The 19,595-nt window shown below is 49.4% G+C and carries 16 protein-coding genes; 7 read left to right on the plus strand and 9 right to left on the minus strand.

Features of this window, described 5'->3' with window-relative positions; genetic code table 11:
- Positions 1-18 precede the first annotated feature (18 nt).
- Positions 19-972 (minus strand): sugar phosphate isomerase/epimerase, encoded by a 954-nt coding sequence (locus tag EOS97_RS08350; protein WP_000672849.1) that lies wholly within the window; start codon positions 970-972, stop codon positions 19-21.
- 228 nt (positions 973-1,200) lie between these two features.
- On the opposite strand from EOS97_RS08350, the gene EOS97_RS08355 reads away from it, so the two are divergent.
- Both EOS97_RS08355 and EOS97_RS08360 read left to right on the plus strand, forming a co-directional pair.
- Positions 1,201-2,082 carry an SIS domain-containing protein gene (locus EOS97_RS08355; RefSeq protein ID WP_000556200.1) on the plus strand — a complete coding sequence of 294 codons (882 nt, stop codon included), beginning with the start codon at positions 1,201-1,203 and terminating at the stop codon, positions 2,080-2,082.
- Positions 2,083-2,093: 11 nt separating this feature from the next.
- Positions 2,094-3,014 (plus strand): ribokinase, encoded by a 921-nt coding sequence (locus EOS97_RS08360; protein WP_000817628.1) that lies wholly within the window; start codon positions 2,094-2,096, stop codon positions 3,012-3,014.
- Positions 3,015-3,102: 88 nt separating this feature from the next.
- Here the strand turns inward: EOS97_RS08360 and fraE are convergent, their stop codons facing one another.
- From fraE to EOS97_RS08385, 5 genes are all read right to left on the minus strand, one after another.
- On the minus strand, positions 3,103-4,146 hold the full coding sequence (gene fraE / locus EOS97_RS08365; protein ID WP_000702755.1) for a fructose-asparagine asparaginase: 1,044 nt from the start codon (positions 4,144-4,146) through the stop codon (positions 3,103-3,105).
- Positions 4,147-4,204: 58 nt separating this feature from the next.
- Positions 4,205-5,524 (minus strand): anaerobic C4-dicarboxylate transporter family protein, encoded by a 1,320-nt coding sequence (locus EOS97_RS08370; protein ID WP_000498931.1) that lies wholly within the window; start codon positions 5,522-5,524, stop codon positions 4,205-4,207.
- Between the two features lie 53 nt (positions 5,525-5,577).
- Positions 5,578-6,423, minus strand: a complete 846-nt coding sequence (gene fraD, locus EOS97_RS08375) for a fructose-aspartate kinase (protein ID WP_000028430.1) — start codon at positions 6,421-6,423, stop codon at positions 5,578-5,580.
- A gap of 63 nt (positions 6,424-6,486) precedes the next feature.
- Positions 6,487-7,464: a 6-phosphofructose-aspartate deglycase gene (gene fraB, locus EOS97_RS08380; RefSeq protein WP_010989080.1), complete on the minus strand. Its 978-nt coding sequence runs from the start codon at positions 7,462-7,464 to the stop codon at positions 6,487-6,489.
- A gap of 175 nt (positions 7,465-7,639) precedes the next feature.
- On the minus strand, positions 7,640-8,359 hold the full coding sequence (locus EOS97_RS08385) for a GntR family transcriptional regulator (protein WP_000572566.1): 720 nt from the start codon (positions 8,357-8,359) through the stop codon (positions 7,640-7,642).
- Positions 8,360-8,684: 325 nt separating this feature from the next.
- Between EOS97_RS08385 and EOS97_RS08390 the strand changes: the two genes are divergently transcribed.
- Positions 8,685-10,334 (plus strand): alpha,alpha-trehalase, encoded by a 1,650-nt coding sequence (locus EOS97_RS08390; RefSeq protein ID WP_000934257.1) that lies wholly within the window; start codon positions 8,685-8,687, stop codon positions 10,332-10,334.
- Positions 10,335-10,346: 12 nt separating this feature from the next.
- Here EOS97_RS08390 and EOS97_RS08395 read toward each other — a convergent pair whose 3' ends face one another.
- On the minus strand, positions 10,347-11,936 hold the full coding sequence (locus EOS97_RS08395) for an STY4199 family HEPN domain-containing protein (RefSeq protein WP_000185004.1): 1,590 nt from the start codon (positions 11,934-11,936) through the stop codon (positions 10,347-10,349).
- Positions 11,937-12,216: 280 nt separating this feature from the next.
- Here EOS97_RS08395 and EOS97_RS08400 point away from each other — a divergent pair, with 280 nt between their 5' ends.
- Positions 12,217-12,573 (plus strand): lysozyme, encoded by a 357-nt coding sequence (locus EOS97_RS08400; RefSeq protein WP_001120251.1) that lies wholly within the window; start codon positions 12,217-12,219, stop codon positions 12,571-12,573.
- 5 nt (positions 12,574-12,578) lie between these two features.
- Here the strand turns inward: EOS97_RS08400 and EOS97_RS08405 are convergent, their stop codons facing one another.
- The gene (locus EOS97_RS08405; RefSeq protein WP_001196081.1) at positions 12,579-13,181 is read right to left on the minus strand and encodes a response regulator transcription factor; all 603 of its coding nucleotides are present in this window, start codon (positions 13,179-13,181) and stop codon (positions 12,579-12,581) included.
- A gap of 630 nt (positions 13,182-13,811) precedes the next feature.
- Between EOS97_RS08405 and EOS97_RS08410 the strand changes: the two genes are divergently transcribed.
- The 3 genes from EOS97_RS08410 (at position 13,812) to EOS97_RS08420 (ending at position 17,485) form a co-directional block, all read left to right on the plus strand.
- Positions 13,812-14,711 carry a LysR family transcriptional regulator gene (locus EOS97_RS08410; RefSeq protein ID WP_000358046.1) on the plus strand — a complete coding sequence of 300 codons (900 nt, stop codon included), beginning with the start codon at positions 13,812-13,814 and terminating at the stop codon, positions 14,709-14,711.
- Between the two features lie 72 nt (positions 14,712-14,783).
- Entirely contained in the window at positions 14,784-15,812 is a 1,029-nt protein-coding gene (gene yhjD / locus EOS97_RS08415; RefSeq protein WP_000191231.1) for an inner membrane protein YhjD, read from the plus strand.
- 350 nt (positions 15,813-16,162) lie between these two features.
- Positions 16,163-17,485 (plus strand): MFS transporter, encoded by a 1,323-nt coding sequence (locus tag EOS97_RS08420; RefSeq protein WP_001148981.1) that lies wholly within the window; start codon positions 16,163-16,165, stop codon positions 17,483-17,485.
- Positions 17,486-17,524: 39 nt separating this feature from the next.
- On the opposite strand, the gene EOS97_RS08425 is transcribed toward EOS97_RS08420, so the two are convergent.
- Positions 17,525-19,585: an AsmA family protein gene (locus tag EOS97_RS08425; RefSeq protein WP_000158680.1), complete on the minus strand. Its 2,061-nt coding sequence runs from the start codon at positions 19,583-19,585 to the stop codon at positions 17,525-17,527.
- Positions 19,586-19,595: the final 10 nt, after the last annotated feature.

Here is a 19,595-nt window from a genome sequence, read left to right on the forward strand (position 1 = left end):
GTAAGTTGTGGTTTCTTATTATTTGGCTATCATGCTTAACAACATACCCTGTACTTTTAGTGCATCCTGGCTTTTGATCATCGCTTCTATCTCAGGAATACTGAGTTGATCTATAAAGTCTGAAAGTGCTTTATACATTCGAATATTCAGCGCACATTCTGCAACTGGATCCTCGCGGCTAGGGAAAGTATCAAAATAAATCAATCCATTGAAATTAACGCGTTTAGCATAGTAAATATATTCAAGAGTCTGTAACAGATGGACTGAACCTAACATTAAACCATCATCGAAATGACCATATCCGTCATTTAAATGGAAGCCTACAAGTCTATTTTTACGTGCTGACTGGAATAATGAAAATGCTGGGTTTTCCTTTTTCATTATCATATGGCAGAAATCAAGTGTAATCCCCAAGTTATCGTTACCGACATCATCAATTAACATTAGGGTTGAGGAAACATCACTAATATAAGAAAAGGTCCGTGGTTCATAAGGCTTGTATTCAAAACTAAACTGAAGATCTGGATGAGCACTTGTCACCTTACGTAAGGCATTTACCAGCAATTCATACGCTCGAAAATAGTCTTGTTGAAATGGGTAATCATAACCGTCATAGCCAAACCATAAAGTTACAGTAGTGCCCCCCAGGAACTTACAAACTTCAGCAGCTTCCAACGTTGTCTCAATCGCTTTATCGCGAAGAACAGAATCTGGGTTAGTAAATTCACCATCAATAAAATCTTTATTGTAACGTAGTGCAATTCCGCTAACTTTCAATCCGTTATCTGTAATACATTGTTTAATGATTTTTTTATCCTGTCCAATAAAATGCTCAGGATAGTTTAGCTCTATATGCGTCAATCCATCTACATTGCCCATTCTTGTAATAAGATCACATGTATCCATCTTATTATCTGCATTAAACAATTCAGGTCTTGAGCGGAAAGAATTAATTCGCGAAGAAAATTTCATTATAGTCACCTTGTTATGTATCTCAGGTGCTTTTATAAGAAAGATTATGAGCACAGTAAATATCTACAATAAAATATTACTGAAAATAAAGTAATTTAATGATATTAGTCTTAAAAATTTTACTGCGAGTAAAATGCAAAAATAAAACATTTTACAGGCTGTGATCGAGATAACATTTTAATATGGTTATAGCATGGTAGTTTTATTTTTACATCTACAGGAGGAGTTATGCACAGCAGACTTAATGGCAATGAAGTTTTTTTACTTGCAAAAACCCTTGCTCCTGAACTGGGTAAAAAAGAACGAGCAATCGCTCGTTTCATTCATGATAATCCCCAGACTTTATCAAACATGTCAATTACCGATATTGCACATTATCTTAAAGTAAGTGTATCAAGCATTACAAAGGTTTCAAAAAAACTCGGGTTTACAGGGTTTCATGACTTAAAGCTCAGTATTTCTAAAAATATTAACAACAATGAAGATACCGTAGATATTCCTGTCATTCCTGATTCTGAAGGATTCATAGAGAAAATTTTCGAAAGCACACTCTTGAATTCTATTCTGGCGTTGCAAGAGGCGTTAAATGTTATTGACTGCTCTATTATCAAATCAGTTGCCTGGCTTTTTATCCATAAAAACGCTGAAGCAAAAATTTTTATTGCTGGCTGTGGTGGCTCAGCGTCCATCTGCGATGACTTTAACCATAAGCTATTGAAGATAGGTATTTTTTCAACTGTATTCAGTGATAGCCATAAGCAACTGATGTCCGCATCCCTTATGCGCCAGGGTGATATTCTTCTCGCAGTATCACACTCAGGACAAACTTCTGACATTATTCAGATGGTTAATATTGCAAATGAAAGAGGTGCCGAAACAATTTGCTTAACGAACTATCCTAATAGTCCTCTTAGCCTGATTTGTCGTCATTCGATAATCTCTGCGGTAAAAAATAACCCTATCACCGGAGAGAACGCCACTACCCGAATTGTACACCTAAATATTCTTGATGCTATTTTTACTATTATCGCCAGTAAAACCAGTGAGATAACTAAGAATAGCTTATTAAGCACCAGGAACGCGGTGATCTCCAAACGCACTGTCAGTTAAAGGTAAATAAAATGAAAAGAGATGTAGTTGTTATTGGAAGTCTTAATTACGACATTCTTATTCAGCAAGATCGTCTGCCTGAAGTAGGAGAAACATTTACGGGTAATGAATTGATGTTAATGCCTGGTGGTAAAGGTGCTAATCAAGCGGTACAGTGCTCAAAACTGGGATTGAACGTGAGTATGGTGGGGTGTGTAGGGAACGACATTTATGGCGAGCACCTCATTAATGCCCTACATGAAAATAATGTCTCCGTTGCTAACGTATTGAAACGGGGAACCACCACAGGTATCGGCATCGTACAGATCCTTGAGTCCGGTGATTATTGTAGCACCATTATTAAAGGAGCTAACTATCTGTTAAACGAAAATGATATTAGCGATAATTTATTTGATGGAAAACCGCTGGTGATTCTGCAATCAGAAATACCTTCACATATCGTTGAATATGTTATTAAAGTCGCCAGTATGTATCAATGCAAAGTTATACTTAATAATGCGCCAGCCAGAAGTATAGCGCCATCAACATTAAGTTCTGTTGATTACCTGGTCGTTAATGAAACAGAAGCCAGCTTTATGGCAGGTAGTGAAGTTTCATCAATTGATGACGCTCATTCTTGTGCCGCTAAGTTACATAAAATGGTTAGGAGTAATGTCATTATAACATTAGGGGAAAAAGGCGCGGTATTATCCTCGGATGAGTCAACCATGCACTTTCCAGCGGTCTTTTGCCCTGAAGTTATTGATACTACAGGTGCTGGCGATTCATTTATCGGCGGCATTGCCTACTGCCTGGTTAATAATATCCCTTTAACAAAGGCCATCCCTTTTGCTGCTGAAATAAGCATGTGCTCAATTCAAAAGTATGGTGGACAAAGCTCTTTTCCAATGCTTGCGGATGTTGCTCATGCCTTAGACTACTCCGACCTGTAAGACCGGAATTCAACTACGTAAAGGCCACCGACCTGCATTCATCGCTCTGTGCGCCCATCTTCGAGGGTGGGCGCACAAGCCTTCATGATTAATACGTACTGAAATAACTCTGGATCAGTTCCGGATTACGCGTCTGAGTTAATGCCGTCATCAGCAAGACTCGCGCCTTCGCCGGGTTGAGCGAGTCAGACACCAGCCCTGGCTGCCCTTTATCCAACGGTACTACGCCGTTTCCGGTGCGGGAAGCACGCACCACGATAATCCCGGCCTTCTCCGCTTTTTTAATCCCCGCGTCGCTGCGTACCGAGACTGAACCTGCGCCGGTTCCGGCATAAATAATACCGTCCGCGTGATGGGCGATCGCCGCATCATACATATATTCCGGGTCGTCCTGATAGCCGTAAATAATCACCACATTGGGTAATTTCTTGATATTACGTACGTCAAAAACAGATCGCAGGGTATGAATTTTTTCCACCCGCGTTTCGAACTGTGGCTGACCATTAACGATGACCCCCAGATAGCCCTCTTCCGGCGCTTTAAAGGTATCCAGAGTCGTGGCATTGGTTTTCGTTACAAAGCGCGCCGAACCAATACGATCGTTTAAAACGACCATTACACCGCGTCCCTTCGCATTCGGGTCAGCAGCCACCGTGACCGCTTCCAGCAGGTTCATTGCGCCATCGGCGCTGATTGCCGACGCGGGCCGCATTGCAGCGGTAAACACCACCGGTTTGTCGCTTTTCACGGTCAAATTAAGAAAGTAGGCGGTTTCATCGAGCGTGTCAGTGCCATGAGTAATAACCACACCGTCAACATCGTCCCGCGCCAATAACGCATTTACCTTCTGTGAAAGTTTCAGGATAATATCGCTGGTCATATTTTCGCTACCAATATTCGCCACCTGCTCGCCGTCAACGCGAGCGATATTATTCATTTCCGGCACGGCATTTATTAATGTTTGCACGCCAAGTTCACCAGATTTATATCCGGCGGTTTGCGTATTATTGGCTGCCGTCCCGGCGATAGTACCGCCTGTCGCGAGAATAACAATATGCGGTAGTGACGTTGTGCTAAATACACAGTGGCTGATGAGCAGCAACACGGTGGCCATGAAAACTCTAATTTTCATTTTCTTCCTCTGAATTAAAAATAATAAGTGGCGTGTGCTATAAAAACATGAATAACAATCAGGCCAGAACCATTTTTCCTATTAACAGCCCGACAATGACCGAGACAATCACGTTAACTAATCCCGGACGCATAAAACTATGGTTAAGCACATATTTGCCGATACGCGTCGTACCGGTGTCGTCAAACGCCAGCGCCGCCAGACACTGTCCCGCCACCGGAATAAAGAAATAGCCGTTAACGGCAGGCCAGGAGCCGATTAACGCATAAGCGGGCAACCCTAACGCCAGCCCCAGCGGCAACAGAATTAACGTCGTTGCCGCCTGGCTGCTGACCATAGCGGACACGAAAAACATCATAATGGCGATAAGCCAGGTATGCTGTTGCAATAGAGTTTGCACTTCTGCCTTAATCAACGCGATATGACCATTCACGAACGTCTCACTCATCCAGGCCAGGCCGAAGGCGCAGACAATCGCCAGCGCGCCCGCCCGAAATACCGTACCGCTGATAATTTGATCGACCTGCGGTCGGCATAACAACACAATCAGGCAGGCAAAAGAGAGCATCGTAATCTGGATAGCGGCGGACATCGAAAGCGGTTGTAGCCCTTTCGCTGTTTCTACCATGGGTCGCAGCGCCGGAATCAGTCCTAACAGAACGATAACGATCGCGCTGGTCAGAAATAACGCCACCGACAATTTGGCGCGCGCAGTGACCACCGTATTTTTACTTTCTTTCTGCGCAGGTTTAATTAACCCTTCAGCAAGCCGACGTTGATATTCCGGATCGTCTTTTAACTCTTTTCCTTTATTAAAGGTCGCTATTGCCCCCATCGCTACGCCGATTAACGTGGCGGGCACGCAAATCATCATAATGGTTGAAATAGAGACGCCCAACGGCGCCATTAAACCAATCATCGCCGCCATGGCGGCAGATATAGGACTGGCGGTGATCGCCTGTTGCGATGCGATAACGGAAATAGATAAAGGACGTTCCGGTCGAATACCAGAATCCCGTGCGACTTCAGAAATAACCGGTAACAAGCTATAAACGACATGCCCCGTTCCTGACATAAAAGTGAAGATATAACAGATAAACGGCGCTAATAACGTAATATAACGAGGGTGGCGACGCAGAATTTTTTCCGCCAGTTTGACCAGTAAATCCAGCCCGCCGGAGGCCTGTAAAGAAGCGGCCGCCAGGACAACAGAAAGAATAATCAGAATAACATCAATCGGTGGCGTAGAAGGCGTCAAGCCAAAAATAAAAACCATCACGCCGACGCCTAACCCGCCGACCATCCCTAAAAATACGCCGCCGATCCTGGCGCCTATCATCAGGGCCACAAGGATAAAACATAATTCCGTCCAAAACATACTTCCTCCTGGGTTATCTGGAGTGAGTGTCGCTTTACATTGAGGGACGTAACCTATTGTGCAAACGGTTTACCAAAACCAAATGCGCCGTAATGAGATAATACCTGCGCCGCCGATTTCCCGCCCTGCCGCATGGCGCGTAGCACGCTTTCTTTATCGGGTTCCGCCATACCCGATTGCAAAATGGAAAGCAAAAAACCGGTTAAGAAGGCGTCGCCTGCGCCCAGCGTATCGACAGGTTCGATATAAGCAGGTTGCCACTCCAGATAATCCGCGCCGGAAAAATAATAAACTTTTTCATGCCCGCAGGTGGCAATAATATGCCGACAGCCATAACGATAAAGTTTATTGAGTTTTATTTTGATTTCATCTGGCGATAACCCGCTACAGGAGACAAATCCATAATCTACCCACGGGCATACCTTTTCAAAATAGTCGTCTGTACCGCGCCCGGAAAAATCAAAAGAGAGTAAGACGGTTTGTTGTTTAATTTTCTCCAGTTCCGATTCCAGGTGGCCGTTAATACTGGAATGGACTAAGGTAAATTGTGATATATAGCGAAGATCGTCGTCAGACAGACTAAAAGGATGTTCCCGCAATACGCCGTTTTTGTTACTGGCGACAAATTGTCGATCACCATGCGAGAGACGGATACAGGCATACCCATTTTCGCCGGTATAATGGCGGCTGTGAGAGATGTCTATCTGTAGCTGGTGTAATACATCCTGTACGTGCTGCGCGGCGTCGTCATTGCCAAACGCCCCCATAAACGCGCTGGGGATGTCTGCTAATTTCGCATAGACAGCAAAATTTAATGCATTACCGCCGGGGTACATGATGCCGGAATGCAGGTATTTATCGACAACGTTGTCGCCAATACCCAATACGCTGATGCTCATCATTATTCCTTGTTTGTCTTTACAATAAAAAGCGTCCCTGCTTTTTTATCCATCCTGATGTAATTAATATTCCACTTTCCACATATAGCGGCGCGTCGTTAACGGATGCTGACGCGCCTCAGCTAACGCCCGATTGTAAACGGGATAAACGTTATTAAAGAGAGAGTGGTTAAAGTAATCAATAACCGTGGTTTTAATGGTCGATAGCCCCAGCTCTTTCGCATCGACAACTTCAATCCGGCGGCCATATTTTTTCAGGAAGTTTAACGCGCGTTCATCCACCGCCCGCGTATTGCCCTCGGAAAACTGGAAGAAGAAAGGCGTATTCGCATCGGTAATTTCAAAGGGCCCGTGGAAAAACTCACCGCTATGAATACAGGCGGAATGTATCCATTGCATTTCCATAAAGATGCAGATGCTCTGTAGGTAGGCTGCGCCATAGCCCGCGCCGCTGGCGACGGTGTAAATGACTTTATCGTCTTTATATTCCTGCGCGAACGCCTGCGCGCGTTCCGCAACCTGCTCGCAAGCGCGCCAGACGATACGGTTGATTTTGCTGACGCCATCCTGAAAATCGTCATAGTGCGCATACCCTTCCGTCTGCTGGAGCAGTTCGACCGCACTCAGCAGGCCTTTCATCGTTTTCTCTCCGGCAATATCTTTACCGTCGCCAAACGTGTACGTTTCCACATAGTCGCAATGCGCCACCAACGGTGAATCCATTATCCAGGTTAAACCAATGACCGGCGCGCCGTGCTGACGGGCGATTTCAGCCGCTTTAATTGTCTCTGGCGTATTACCTTTGTGGGAGGCGACAACCACAACGGCATTTTCTCCCAGCGCTACCGGCGGGTTGTTAATAAATTCTCCGCTGTTATACAGACCGACAGTCAACGCTTTCGCTTCTTTTTCTAAAAATGCTTTCGCCGGATAGAACGCCGCATAAGAACCGCCGCACGCCACATAATAGACATGTTTAACGCCTCCTTTCTCTGCCTGGCTGGTCACAATATTGCTAACTGTCTCTTTCATACCCATCATGCTTTCCTCTGGTTCCATCAATGATACAGGCGAGGATTCGCCATAAATGACTCATAATGTATTATTATTTTTATATGACATTTAAAGACATTTGATCAAGATGGAAACCAAAAAAAATCGGGATCCGCGATCTGGATCCCGATTCAGCCTGCTCTTCGTTAGCGTAATGCTGACATCATACGGTAAACCGTATTTTATCGCCGACAATCAACTGTTGCGAAACGCAGGAGAGTTCTCCTTTGTTATCAATCATTTCACTTTTTATCAGGATCAGCGGATAACCCTCGTTGACGCCAAGATAATGGGCGACTTCAAAGCTGGCATAAACCAGTTCGATCATCTTACGGGAGTGGGTAAACCATAAATGGTATTTCTCGCGTAAGCATTCATACAAAGAGTGATTATTAAGATCTTCGTCCAGCAAAAACGCAAAACGTGGGGGGAGATGTACGGTTTCCAGCGATACCGCCACATCGTCGGCATAGCGGATACGTTCAATGACGACCGCTTTTTCGCCATCGTTCATATTCAGTAACGCTTTTGTCTCATCGTCTACCGATTCAAAAACGGATTTGATAGTGCGTGACCCCGGGCGACGTCCCTGGGACTGGCATAACTCGCTGAAACTCATGATGCCGGTCATGCTGCGCTGAAATTTCTCACCAGAGACAAAGGTGCCTTTGCCGGAGACACGGGTCAGCAAATTTTCACGCGTCAGCGCATCCAACGCCTTACGGACCGTGACCCTGCTCACCTGCCAGCGCGCGCTCAGTTCATTTTCCGTCGGGATCTGCTGGCCTGGTTTATACTCTCCACGCGCAATGGCCTCTTTTAAGGCGGCTTCAAGCTGCTTATAAAGCGGTTTGGCGCTTTTACTGTCGGGTTGCTCGATCATTTGTATCCATTTGTATTATCATGGTGCCATAGCTTGTATTATAACTATTTACGTTACCTTTGCTTGTGAATCCACGCCATGCGGTGACGTAGTGATACCGCTATGAAACGAATGTTCTGATTTTAGGTCTGGGGCGGGCGTCATGAAAATAGGATTTTCGCAATACTATTCAGTAAGTTATGAAGTGTTTTTCTTGAGAGACAAATTGCAAAATGTGATCTATCGCACACTTTGCCACTCAGGTATCGAAGCGAATGTCTACGCTTAATAGACAGCCGGGCAACACCCGTATCTTTTACGACGCAAGCCGGAGGTCCTTGTCATTATGCTCAACCAGAAATTAAACCCCACGCCTTCTGAAGATCTGACTATTGATGTCGATCTGCTTTATGAAACAGACCCGTGCGAGTTAAAGCTGGATGAAATGATCGAGGCGGAACCGGAGCCGGAGATGATCGAGGGGCTTCCCGCCTCTGACGCCCTGACCCCTGCCGATCGGTATCTCGAACTGTTCGAGCATGTACAGTCAACAAAACTGTTTCCAGACAGTAAAACGTTCCCGGACTGCGCGCCGAAGATGGACCCGCTTGATATCCTGATCCGCTACCGTAAGGTCAGACGCCACCGTGATTTTGACTTACGCCGCTTCGTCGAGAACCATTTCTGGCTACCGGAAACCTTATCCAGCGAGTATGTCTCTAACCCCGAAAACTCGCTCAAAGAACATATTGACCAGCTTTGGCCGATACTGACGCGCGAACCGCAGGATCATATTCCGTGGTCTTCGCTGCTGGCGCTGCCGCAATCCTATATCGTGCCGGGAGGCCGTTTTAGCGAAACCTATTATTGGGACTCTTATTTTACCATGCTGGGTCTGGCGGAAAGCGGGCGCGAAGACTTACTTAAATGTATGGCGGATAATTTCGCCTGGATGATTGAAAACTATGGTCATATTCCTAACGGCAACCGGACCTATTATCTGAGCCGCTCGCAGCCGCCGGTTTTCGCCCTGATGGTTGAACTGTTCGAAGAAGATGGCGTGCGCGGCGCGCGGCGTTATCTCGACCATCTCAAAATGGAATACGCCTTCTGGATGGACGGCGCCGAATCGCTGGCGCTCAACCAGGCTTATCGCCACGTTGTGCGGATGCCGGACGGTTCCCTGCTGAACCGCTACTGGGACGATCGCGACACGCCGCGCGACGAGTCCTGGCTGGAGGATGTCGAAACCGCAAAACACTCCGGTCGTCCGCCCAATGAAGTCTACCGGGATTTGCGCGCCGGGGCGGCGTCCGGTTGGGACTATTCTTCACGCTGGCTACGCGATGCGGGCCGGCTTGCCAGCATACGTACGACCCAGTTTATCCCTATCGATTTGAACGCTTTTCTGTATAAACTGGAGAGCGCTATCGCCAATATTTCAGCGCTGAAAGGCGAACGTGACACCGAGGCGCTATTTCGCCAGAAAGCCAGCGATCGACGCGCCGCCGTGAACCATTATCTGTGGGATGATGAAAACGGCTGTTATCGGGACTATGACTGGCGACGCGAAGAAATGGCGCTCTTTTCCGCCGCCAGTATCGTGCCGCTGTATGTCGGTATGGCGAACCATGAGCAGGCCGACCGCCTGGCAAATGTGGTACGTAGCCGTCTGTTAACGCCCGGCGGAATTATGGCGACCGAATACGAAACCGGCGAACAGTGGGATAAACCGAACGGCTGGGCACCGCTGCAATGGATGGCGATTCAGGGCTTCAAACGGTATGGCGACGATATGCTGGGCGATGAAATCGCCCATAACTGGTTAAAAACGGTGAACCATTTTTATCAGGAGCACCATAAACTGATCGAGAAATACCATATTTCCGGCGGTACGCCCCGCGAAGGCGGCGGGGGCGAGTATCCGCTACAGGATGGGTTCGGCTGGACCAATGGCGTGGTGCGCCGCCTGATTGGCCTTTACGGAGAGCCTTAACCTGCACCGGCCTCAGTGAATCGCATCATAAATGGCTGACTGAATTTTCAGCCATTTTTTATTGTCTGCGCTGGGCCGGGCCTGAGCGCGCAGTCGGGCCTGCTCCGTATCGTGCTGCTGGCGCGTCACAACAGCCGGAACGGTGCAAAACGTTTGCAAATAGGTTTTATGCATCGCGGTCAGCGGCGCGCCGCTCGACATGTCATGACTTAACGTTGTGATAAATCGTCGGCAGGGTTTGACCTCATCCATCAGCGCGGGATAACGCAACAACAGTTGCAGCACCTCGGTATGTCCTGCCGCAAACGCCTGCTCCGTCCACGCGAGCTGCCAGTTCATTCCGCCCTGGAGGAACAGCGCCGTCACCCGCGTATCATTGCGCTCTATCGCCGCCCGCATGGTAAACGCATCCCAGGTAATCCCCATATGATTGAGCGTTTCCCGCGCGGAAGGCGCCTCGCGCGGCGGTTCATCCTGCGCCATTGCGGGAGCTTGCCCGTTATCGGAGCCTGGCGACGACGAACTAAATAGCCAGAACGCGCCCGCCAGTATCGCCAGCGTCATGACGCCAACCGCGCCCCACAAAGCGCCGGAAATAAGTTGCTCACGCTCTTCAGGCGTACGCGGAGGCCGCTTACGCGGTGGTTCTATGCTCTCGCTAATCTCATGCTTATCTCCCCCGGCCTGCCGATCTTTAAGCCGCGCGGTTTCCCAGAACTGGCGCAATTCACGTTCATCCGCCAGCAGAAACGAAGCGGGATTCACGCGGGTACGTTTTTCGGCATAGGCGCGCTGGATGGGCCGAACGATTTGCTGATACTGAACGTTTAGCAGCATAAGCTGCGCTGAGGTGAGCGGCTGCCTGGCGATAACCTCGTTTCGCGCGAGGCGACAATCATCCAGAAACATACGCAGAGTGGTGCGCGACTCGGCGAACAGCGTTAACGCTGAGGCATCATTAAAAATTCTGACGTAATGACGGGCAAACAATTTTTTATCGACCACCATAAGCGCCAGTTCGCTGAACAACATGCCCTCCAGCGCATGTTGATCTTCTCCCTGTTTTAACCACTGGCGCAAACGGTCCGGGCCAAAATGTTGCTTGAGGTAGTGATTCAGCGACGCCCGATCCGGCCATGCGCGCGCAATAAGCGCTTTTAACGTCAGTTCTATCGCCCGAAGCTGACGCTGCGCCTCAAGATGCGCCTCCTGGTCGGGGTCTTCCAGCTCAGTTTGATACGTCAGTAGCGGCTGCTGCTGACGTAGATGTTCCAGCGAGGTGACAAAACGCAACGCGGCAAGGAGTTGATTTTCGCTCACCTCTTGCCCGCTGTCATACTGGGGAACATGCTGCTGAAGGTGACGCAGTTGCAGCATAAACTGGCTCAACTGCGCGTCATTTATCCGCAATTTTTTCGCCACCGCGCCCCAACCGCCCAGGTTAAGACGCGCCTGCTCAAGTTGTTCCATGAACCACCGGGGCTCTTTTCCCTCTGTGGTATGAATACCCAGCAGCAGCAGGATTTCTATTGATGCCTGGCGGATAATCCCCAGGCTATGTTCAAAAGGCGCGCGTGTCGCCTGCGAAGCGCTATTCGTCATTATCTTCCCTAAAAAGACGATCCCGCGACGAGATCTTCGTTTTCTTTTAATTATGTTTTTTCATAGATATAACAGATTTAGCCACATTTCAGTGACTTAATCTTAATGATTGCAAATTTATAAGAAGATCGGTTACTAACCAAAAACATCAGTTTTTCATTCTGTCAACGCGGCGTGACGCTGAACGGCATAGACCTTTTCCCTGCCTGCGTTTGGCCGTCTGACCGCTAGCCACGCGTGCAGCACACTTTATAATCGCGCTTTTTATGAGAAAGATGCCATGCCGCACATTTCATCTCGCTTTAGCTCCGCCTGCATCGCGTTTATTAAACAGTGGCAGGGTCTGTCGCTGGAAAAGTATCGCGATCGGCAGGGTAACTGGGTGATTGGTTACGGGCATATGTTGACGCCGGATGAGACGCTGACGTTCATTACGCCCGACCAGGCGGAGGCATTCTTGCTGGATGACCTCAATAGCTGCGATATGCTGCTACAGAATTGTTTGCCGGAACTTAATGATCGGTTTCAACGCGAAACGCTTATTGCGCTGATGTTCAGCATCGGACATCAGCGTTTTTTATCATTAATCAATACGGGTGATATTTCACAGCCAGAAATAAGCGGACTGCGAATTTAACGTCGTTAATTCGATTCATTTAACATCATGGCGGCCTGGGTACGATTTTTTACATCCAGCCGCCGGTAAAGCGACTCCAGATGCGCTTTAACCGTCCCGGTACTAATATTTAACGCCCGCCCAATTTGTTTATTTGATTCTCCTGCGGCAAGCATCTGTAAAATTTCCCGCTGGCGGGCGCTTAACGCTTTTATATCACGGGACTCCAGCTCCGTTGAATTTAACCAATCCCCCGGTAAAAACATCATCCCGCGAGCGACAGCATTGAGCGCAAGGACAAAGGTTTCGGCATCAGAATCGCGTGGCACCACGGCCTGAACGTTAAATTGCATGACTTCATGCAGCCACTTTTGACTGCCATCCATCGCCGTGATAATAATCTTCACCTCCGGAAATTGCTGCGCGATTCTTTGTAACACCTCGCGGCAAAATTCAGCATCCAGGCCGCTATCCAGCATGACCAGCGCATCCGGCGCGCTTTCTATTTTTTGCCAGAGTTCTTCTGCCTGACCGACACTCTGGATACTTATTCCTGGAATGTGCTGCTGCAAACTGATTTTCATTCCATGAATAAATATTGACTGCCTGTCAAACATGATTACCTGCATTACTTTTCTCCGCTTGGGTAAAATAATAGTCTCAAGATGAGGAAGGGTATTACCCGTAGGGTAAAATAAGAAGTCGCCATTTGGTATAGGCCATTTTACCGATAGTCATTGGTTGAGGAAGAGAAAGGTTATGAATATTTACAGCTTCAACATCGGGATTACAGAATTCGCTAAAATTAGCCTTTTAAAGTAAGGAATATCTTATTAGCGCGAACAGCCAAGGCTAATTTGAATATTAATTTAATGAAGAGTACGCCTGGCGCGTCACAAAGGAAATATCTGCTTTTCACCTGATGTGTTACAAAAAATAAAGTAGCACATTTTGTTAAAAAATAGCCAATCCGCCTGAAAACCGCGACGATGGGTCAATGACAATACCGTATATGTACATGCATTTCTCTCTCCCACTACACCCGCGGCTATCAGCGTGTTTTACCGCTCTCGTCCCGTTTATCGGCTTTTTGGCGCTAAAAAGCCTGGCCGGAAGACGATAAATCCGCCGCGCAACGCGATCAGACGTATTCGTCACGCGAGCAATGATTGCGAAAGGGCTTATTAGATGATAGAAAATCAATAAAACCAGCCGCCTCAGCGTCACTGTTTCAATAAAAACAATAATAGAGCCTGATGATGGATAAAATATATGCAATGAAATTGTTTGTACGCGTGGCGGAACGGGAAAGTTTTTCCCGTGCAGCAGAGGATATCGGCCTTCCCAAAGGCAGCGTCTCACGGCAAATACAAGCGTTAGAACATCAACTGGGCATCCGCCTGCTCCACCGCACCACCCGGCGGGTACAGCTTACTCAGGACGGAATGGTTTACTACGAACGGGCAAAAGATCTGTTGAGTAACCTGGATGAACTGGAGGGTCTTTTCCAACCTGATCCCGCCAGTATCAGCGGCAAAATACGGGTAGATATACCGCCATGTCTCGCAAACAGCCTTATCATGCCGCGCCTGCCCACTTTTTTGCATCAGTATCCCGGCATTGCGCTGGAACTTTGTAGTAGCGATCGACAGGTCGATTTACTACGGGAAGATTTCGACTGCGTGGTGCGCACAGAGCCGCTACATGCGCCAGGGATACTGACGCGCCCGCTTGGCAAACTGAGAAGAGTGAACTGCGCCAGCCCACAATACCTGGCGCGCTTTGGGTATCCAGAAAACCTTGACGATCTCGCCTCACATGCGGTGGTGCATTATTCATTGACCCCGGGAGTTTCTTCACCGGGTTTTGCCTTTGAAACTCCCCACGGTATGCAGTGGGTAAAAACCGGCGGAATGCTAACGGTAAACAGTACGGAGACCTGGCATACGGCCTGTCTGGCAGGATTAGGAATCATTCAGACGCCGCGCATTGCTGTACGGGAGGCGTTACGCGCCGGAACGCTCATTGAAATTTTACCGCAATATCGCGCCGCTCCACTGCCGGTGACGCTGCATTATCCCCATCGCCGTAATCTTTCCCGCCGGGTACACCTGTTTATGGTATGGCTGACGGAAACCATTAAAGAGGCCGCAGAGTAGCCGCATTTTCAGCATCCACCGGGGAGAAGCTATACTGACATATTCTATTAATGATGAAGGACTACCGACCTGATGACGCAGGAAAATGACGTAAAACGCCCTATTCAGGAACTGGAGCACGACCCGATACAAAAAATAGAAACGCAGCCGCATGACGCCCCGGAAAAAAACGAAAAGGCAAATCAGGCGTTGCATTCCGTCACCACCCTGATGCAAAAAATTCAGCGTCAACCAATGGTGGCCCACCTCATTCGCGCGACCGAACGTTTTAACGATCGACTGGGTAATCAGTTTGGCGCGGCTATCACCTACTTTTCGTTTCTGTCGATGATCCCGATAATGATGGTGTCCTTTGCCGCGGCAGGTTTTATCCTCGCCTCGCACCCTAATCTACTGGAAGATATTTTCAGCAAGATATTGATGAATGTGAGCGATCCTACGCTGGCGTCCACGCTTAAAAATACGATTAATACGGCGGTTCAACAGCGTACCACGGTAGGGCTGGTCGGACTGGGTATCGCGCTCTATTCCGGCGTTAACTGGATGGGCAACCTGCGGGAAGCGATTCGCGCCCAGTCACGGGACGTCTGGGAGCGCAAGCCGCAGGATCAGGAGAAAATCTGGCTCAAATATCTGCGCGATTTTATCTCGCTGATTGGATTATTAATCGCTTTAATCATTACGCTGTCCATTACTTCCATTGCCGGTTCCGCCCAGCAGATGATCATCTCCGCCTTGTACCTCGACAGCATCGAATGGTTAAAACCGGCCTGGCATTTGATCGGTCTGGCCATCTCTATTTTTGCCAACTATCTACTTTTTTTCTGGATTTTCTGGCGACTGCCTCGCCATCGTCCCCGTAAAAAAGCGTTGATTCGCGGGACATTTATCGCCGCTATCGGTTTTGAGGTGATTAAAATCATTATGACCTATACGCTGCCGTCACTGGTGAAATCGCCTTCCGGCGCGGCGTTTGGCTCCGTACTCGGTCTGATGGCATTCTTCTACTTTTTTGCCCGCCTGACGTTATTCTGCGCGGCCTGGATAGCCACCGCCGAATACAAGGACGACCCGCGAATGCCGGGTAAAACGCAACGCTAGTCTGCGGCTTGCTGCCGAATGGCACGCACGGCGTCGTCATTCGGCCTACTGGCGTGTGGTCCCAGGCCGGGCAAGCAAAGCGTACCCGGCGGTACAATCAGGCACGTCCTTCCGCCTCATCTCATTGTTTCAGCATATAAATCCAGTAATTAACTTTTATTTAACCATAAACCAGTTTTATCCACTAATTCTAAAATTATGTGAAGCATTTCATAGACGCAAAATGGCTGGCTTAAACATTATCCCCTTTTTGCGCTTTTTTTGACCATTTTTGGCTTTTGTTACACATTGAAATATAACTTTTGCTGTGCGTAATATGGCTATTCGTTCGCTAAAAATAAGAAAATAGTATGCAAGCAACCGCCACAACACTCGACCATGAGCAGGAACATGTTCCGGTAAACTCACGCAATAAAGTCGTTATTGCCTCGCTTATCGGCACCGCAATTGAGTTCTTCGACTTCTATATTTACGCCACCGCTGCGGTGATCGTGTTCCCCCTTATCTTCTTCCCCCAGGGCGATCCCACTGCGGCAACGCTACAATCGCTCGCCACCTTCGCTATCGCGTTTGTGGCGCGTCCGATTGGCTCTGCGCTATTCGGCCACTTCGGCGACCGGGTAGGCCGCAAAGTCACGCTGGTGGCTTCGCTGCTGACGATGGGGATCTCCACGGTCATTATCGGTCTGTTACCGGGCTACGCGACGATAGGTATTTTCGCGCCGCTGCTGCTGGCGCTGGCGCGTTTCGGTCAGGGACTGGGGCTGGGCGGCGAATGGGGCGGCGCGGCGTTATTAGCGACGGAGAATGCGCCGCCGCGCAAACGCGCGCTGTATGGCTCCTTCCCGCAGTTGGGCGCGCCGATCGGCTTCTTCTTTGCCAATGGCACCTTCCTGTTGCTCTCCTGGCTGCTGACCGACGAGCAGTTTATGAGCTGGGGCTGGCGCGTGCCGTTTATCTTCTCGGCGGTGCTGGTGATTATCGGCCTGTATGTGCGCGTGTCGCTGCATGAAACGCCGGTGTTTGCGAAAGTCGCCGCAGCGAAAAAGCAGGTAAAAATACCGCTGGGCACGTTGCTGACGAAGCATGTCCGCGTAACCATTCTCGGCACGTTTATCATGCTGGCGACCTACACGCTGTTCTATATCATGACCGTCTATTCCATGACTTACAGCACTGCCGCCGCGCCGGTGGGGCTTGGCTTGCCGCGCAATGAAATACTGTGGATGCTGATGATGGCGGTGATTGGTTTCGGCGTGATGGTGCCCGTCGCCGGCCTGCTGGCGGACGCATTTGGCCGTCGGAAAAGCATGGTCATCATTACCACGCTCATCATTCTCTTCGCGTTGTTCGCCTTTACCCCGCTGCTGGGTTCAGGCAATCCAGCGCTGGTATTCGTGTTCCTGTTGTTGGGCCTGAGCCTGATGGGGCTGACCTTCGGCCCAATGGGAGCGCTGCTGCCGGAGCTATTTCCGACGGAAGTGCGCTATACCGGCGCATCGTTTTCCTACAATGTGTCATCGATTCTGGGCGCTTCCGTCGCGCCGTATATTGCCGCATGGCTGCAAAGCCACTACGGGCTGGCGGCGGTAGGGGTTTACCTGGCGTCAATGGCGGCGCTGACGCTGATTGCACTGCTGTTAACCCATGAGACGCGTCATCAGGCGTTGTAATAGGGCGCCGGATGGCATCATCCGGCGCTACGTTTCACGTTACTGCTTCATCTGCGTTAAAATCGTCCGGCACTGATTGGCTTCGCCTTCAGAGGGCGAAATGAGCGCCAATAGCGCGGCGGCGGGCGTTACCAACGTCGCCAGCGCTGCCGCAACCGCGCCGCGCGCAATCAGCGGGCCGGGCTTGACGCCCGCCTGCGGATTTTTAAATGTCCCGCGCACGTACAGCGGCGATCGCAGCGTAATAATACGAATCCCTTTACTTTCCGGATCAATGGTTAAATCGAGCTGTTCAGAGGCGAAGCTCGCCGTACCGGTCACGTTAATCAACGCATTTTCTGTATCAAAAGCAAAAATTTGCGGTCGCGCCACGCCGTTCGCAATATTGAGATTCGCCGCCGCGCAGTTAACCCGCACTTCGTCATCGCCAAAAATCTGCCCGACAATATAGTTGCCGACGTTCAGCCCCACGATTTCCATCAGGTTGCGGCTAATCAATCCATCATTCATCAATAATTTCAGATTGCCGTTACTGTTGCCAAGCAGCGCGGCGACCGAGTTGCCCGTCCCGCGAATATCCGCATCGCCGTTCAGCTCGCCCAGCGTTTTCTGCATCAGCTCCACATCCGGCATCAGTTCTTTAAGCTTCAGCCGACGCGCCTGTATATCCGCCCGCCCCTGCATTGGCTTTTTATCCCCTTCCAGATGGATGTTGGAGACAATACTGCCGCCTGCCAGACCAAACTTCAGCGGCTGTAGACGTAAGTCGGCGTTTTTCAGGATGATATGGGTCGAAAGATCGCTAATCGGTAGACTGCCGCCATGCTCAATACGTCGGCCTTTAAACCGGACATCGGCGTCCATAACGTCCCATTTGTCGGTTTCAAAGCGATCGTAAGGCAACACTTTATCCGCCGGCTGAACATTCTTCTCGCCTTTGCGCTGTTCAGACCGTTTCGACTGCTCAGCGTCTTTCCCGGAATCCACGCCAATCAGCGGCCCAAGATCGGCCAGTCGTAACTGGCGCGATTCGACATCGCCTTCCAGTTTAGGGCGCGGTTTACCGGTGGTATAAGTGAGGGAGCCGTGGATATCACTGTCGCCAATGCGCCCGTTAAAACCACGATAATCAAATACCGATGACTTTTCGGCGTCAATTTTCGCCACCAGTCGCCCATCGGTCTCAAACGGCGGCGTATCCGGCAGCAGCACGCCGGTTAAATCATATAAATCGCCCAGTGAATCGCCAGAGAATTTAAGCCGCAGATCGACGCCGCCCATTTTCATCGGCTCGTTCACCACGCCGCTAAAAGCCACCCGCGTATTGCCAGAGCGGAAATCGGCTTGCACAGGAAAAGGCGTACTTTCGCTGCGTAGCGCCAGCATACCGCCTATTTTGCCCGTACCGGTCAACGGTTCCCCGTTATAACGCCCCTGCGCCTTCAGGCCGAAGACATAGTCGCCCACGGTGGATTTGTCTGCTTTGCCTTTCGTTCCCGTCACTTCGCTGAACGGCAACGGTTTGCCTAACGGATCGACCAGAATAGTGATATCCGCTTTACTGACCTTATCATCGATCGCGATTCGCCCCTGGTCGAAGAGAATATTATCCAGCCGGAAGGACCAGGCGGAAGGTTTAGCATTGGGGTCCGTATTCTTGTCTTGCGCGAGGTTAAAGGTCCAGTTATTGGTTTTCTCAGACAGGCGAATAAGACGCGCGTCGGGTTTCACCAGTTTGATCCACGGCAGCCAGACGGTTTTGGTCAGGAGCGCCAGCGGAGCAAGCGTCGCCTCAACGCGTGGCAGATGCACCATCGTGACTTCCGGAATATCCGGCGGATTGCCGAGAATGACGTCTTCCGCGTGAACATGCGGCCACGGTACCCAGCTTCGCCAGCCGGTCTCCTGTTTTTGGCGTTCCCACACCACGCCTAAATCGCCGCGAATAGCGAAAGGCCGGTTCAATTCGGTAGAGACTTTCTGGTTGATGGTCGGTTTGAGGCGGTTCCAGTCAAATGTTGCGATCAACAAAATCACTATGGCGATCAACAACAAGAAAGTCCCTGTGATGGCGGCGGTTATTTTGCCTGCTTTAGTCATGTGTTATTTC

The sequence above is a fragment of the Salmonella sp. SSDFZ54 genome (assembly GCF_004010735.1).
In the GTDB taxonomy this organism is placed as follows: Bacteria; Pseudomonadota; Gammaproteobacteria; order Enterobacterales; family Enterobacteriaceae; genus Salmonella; species Salmonella enterica.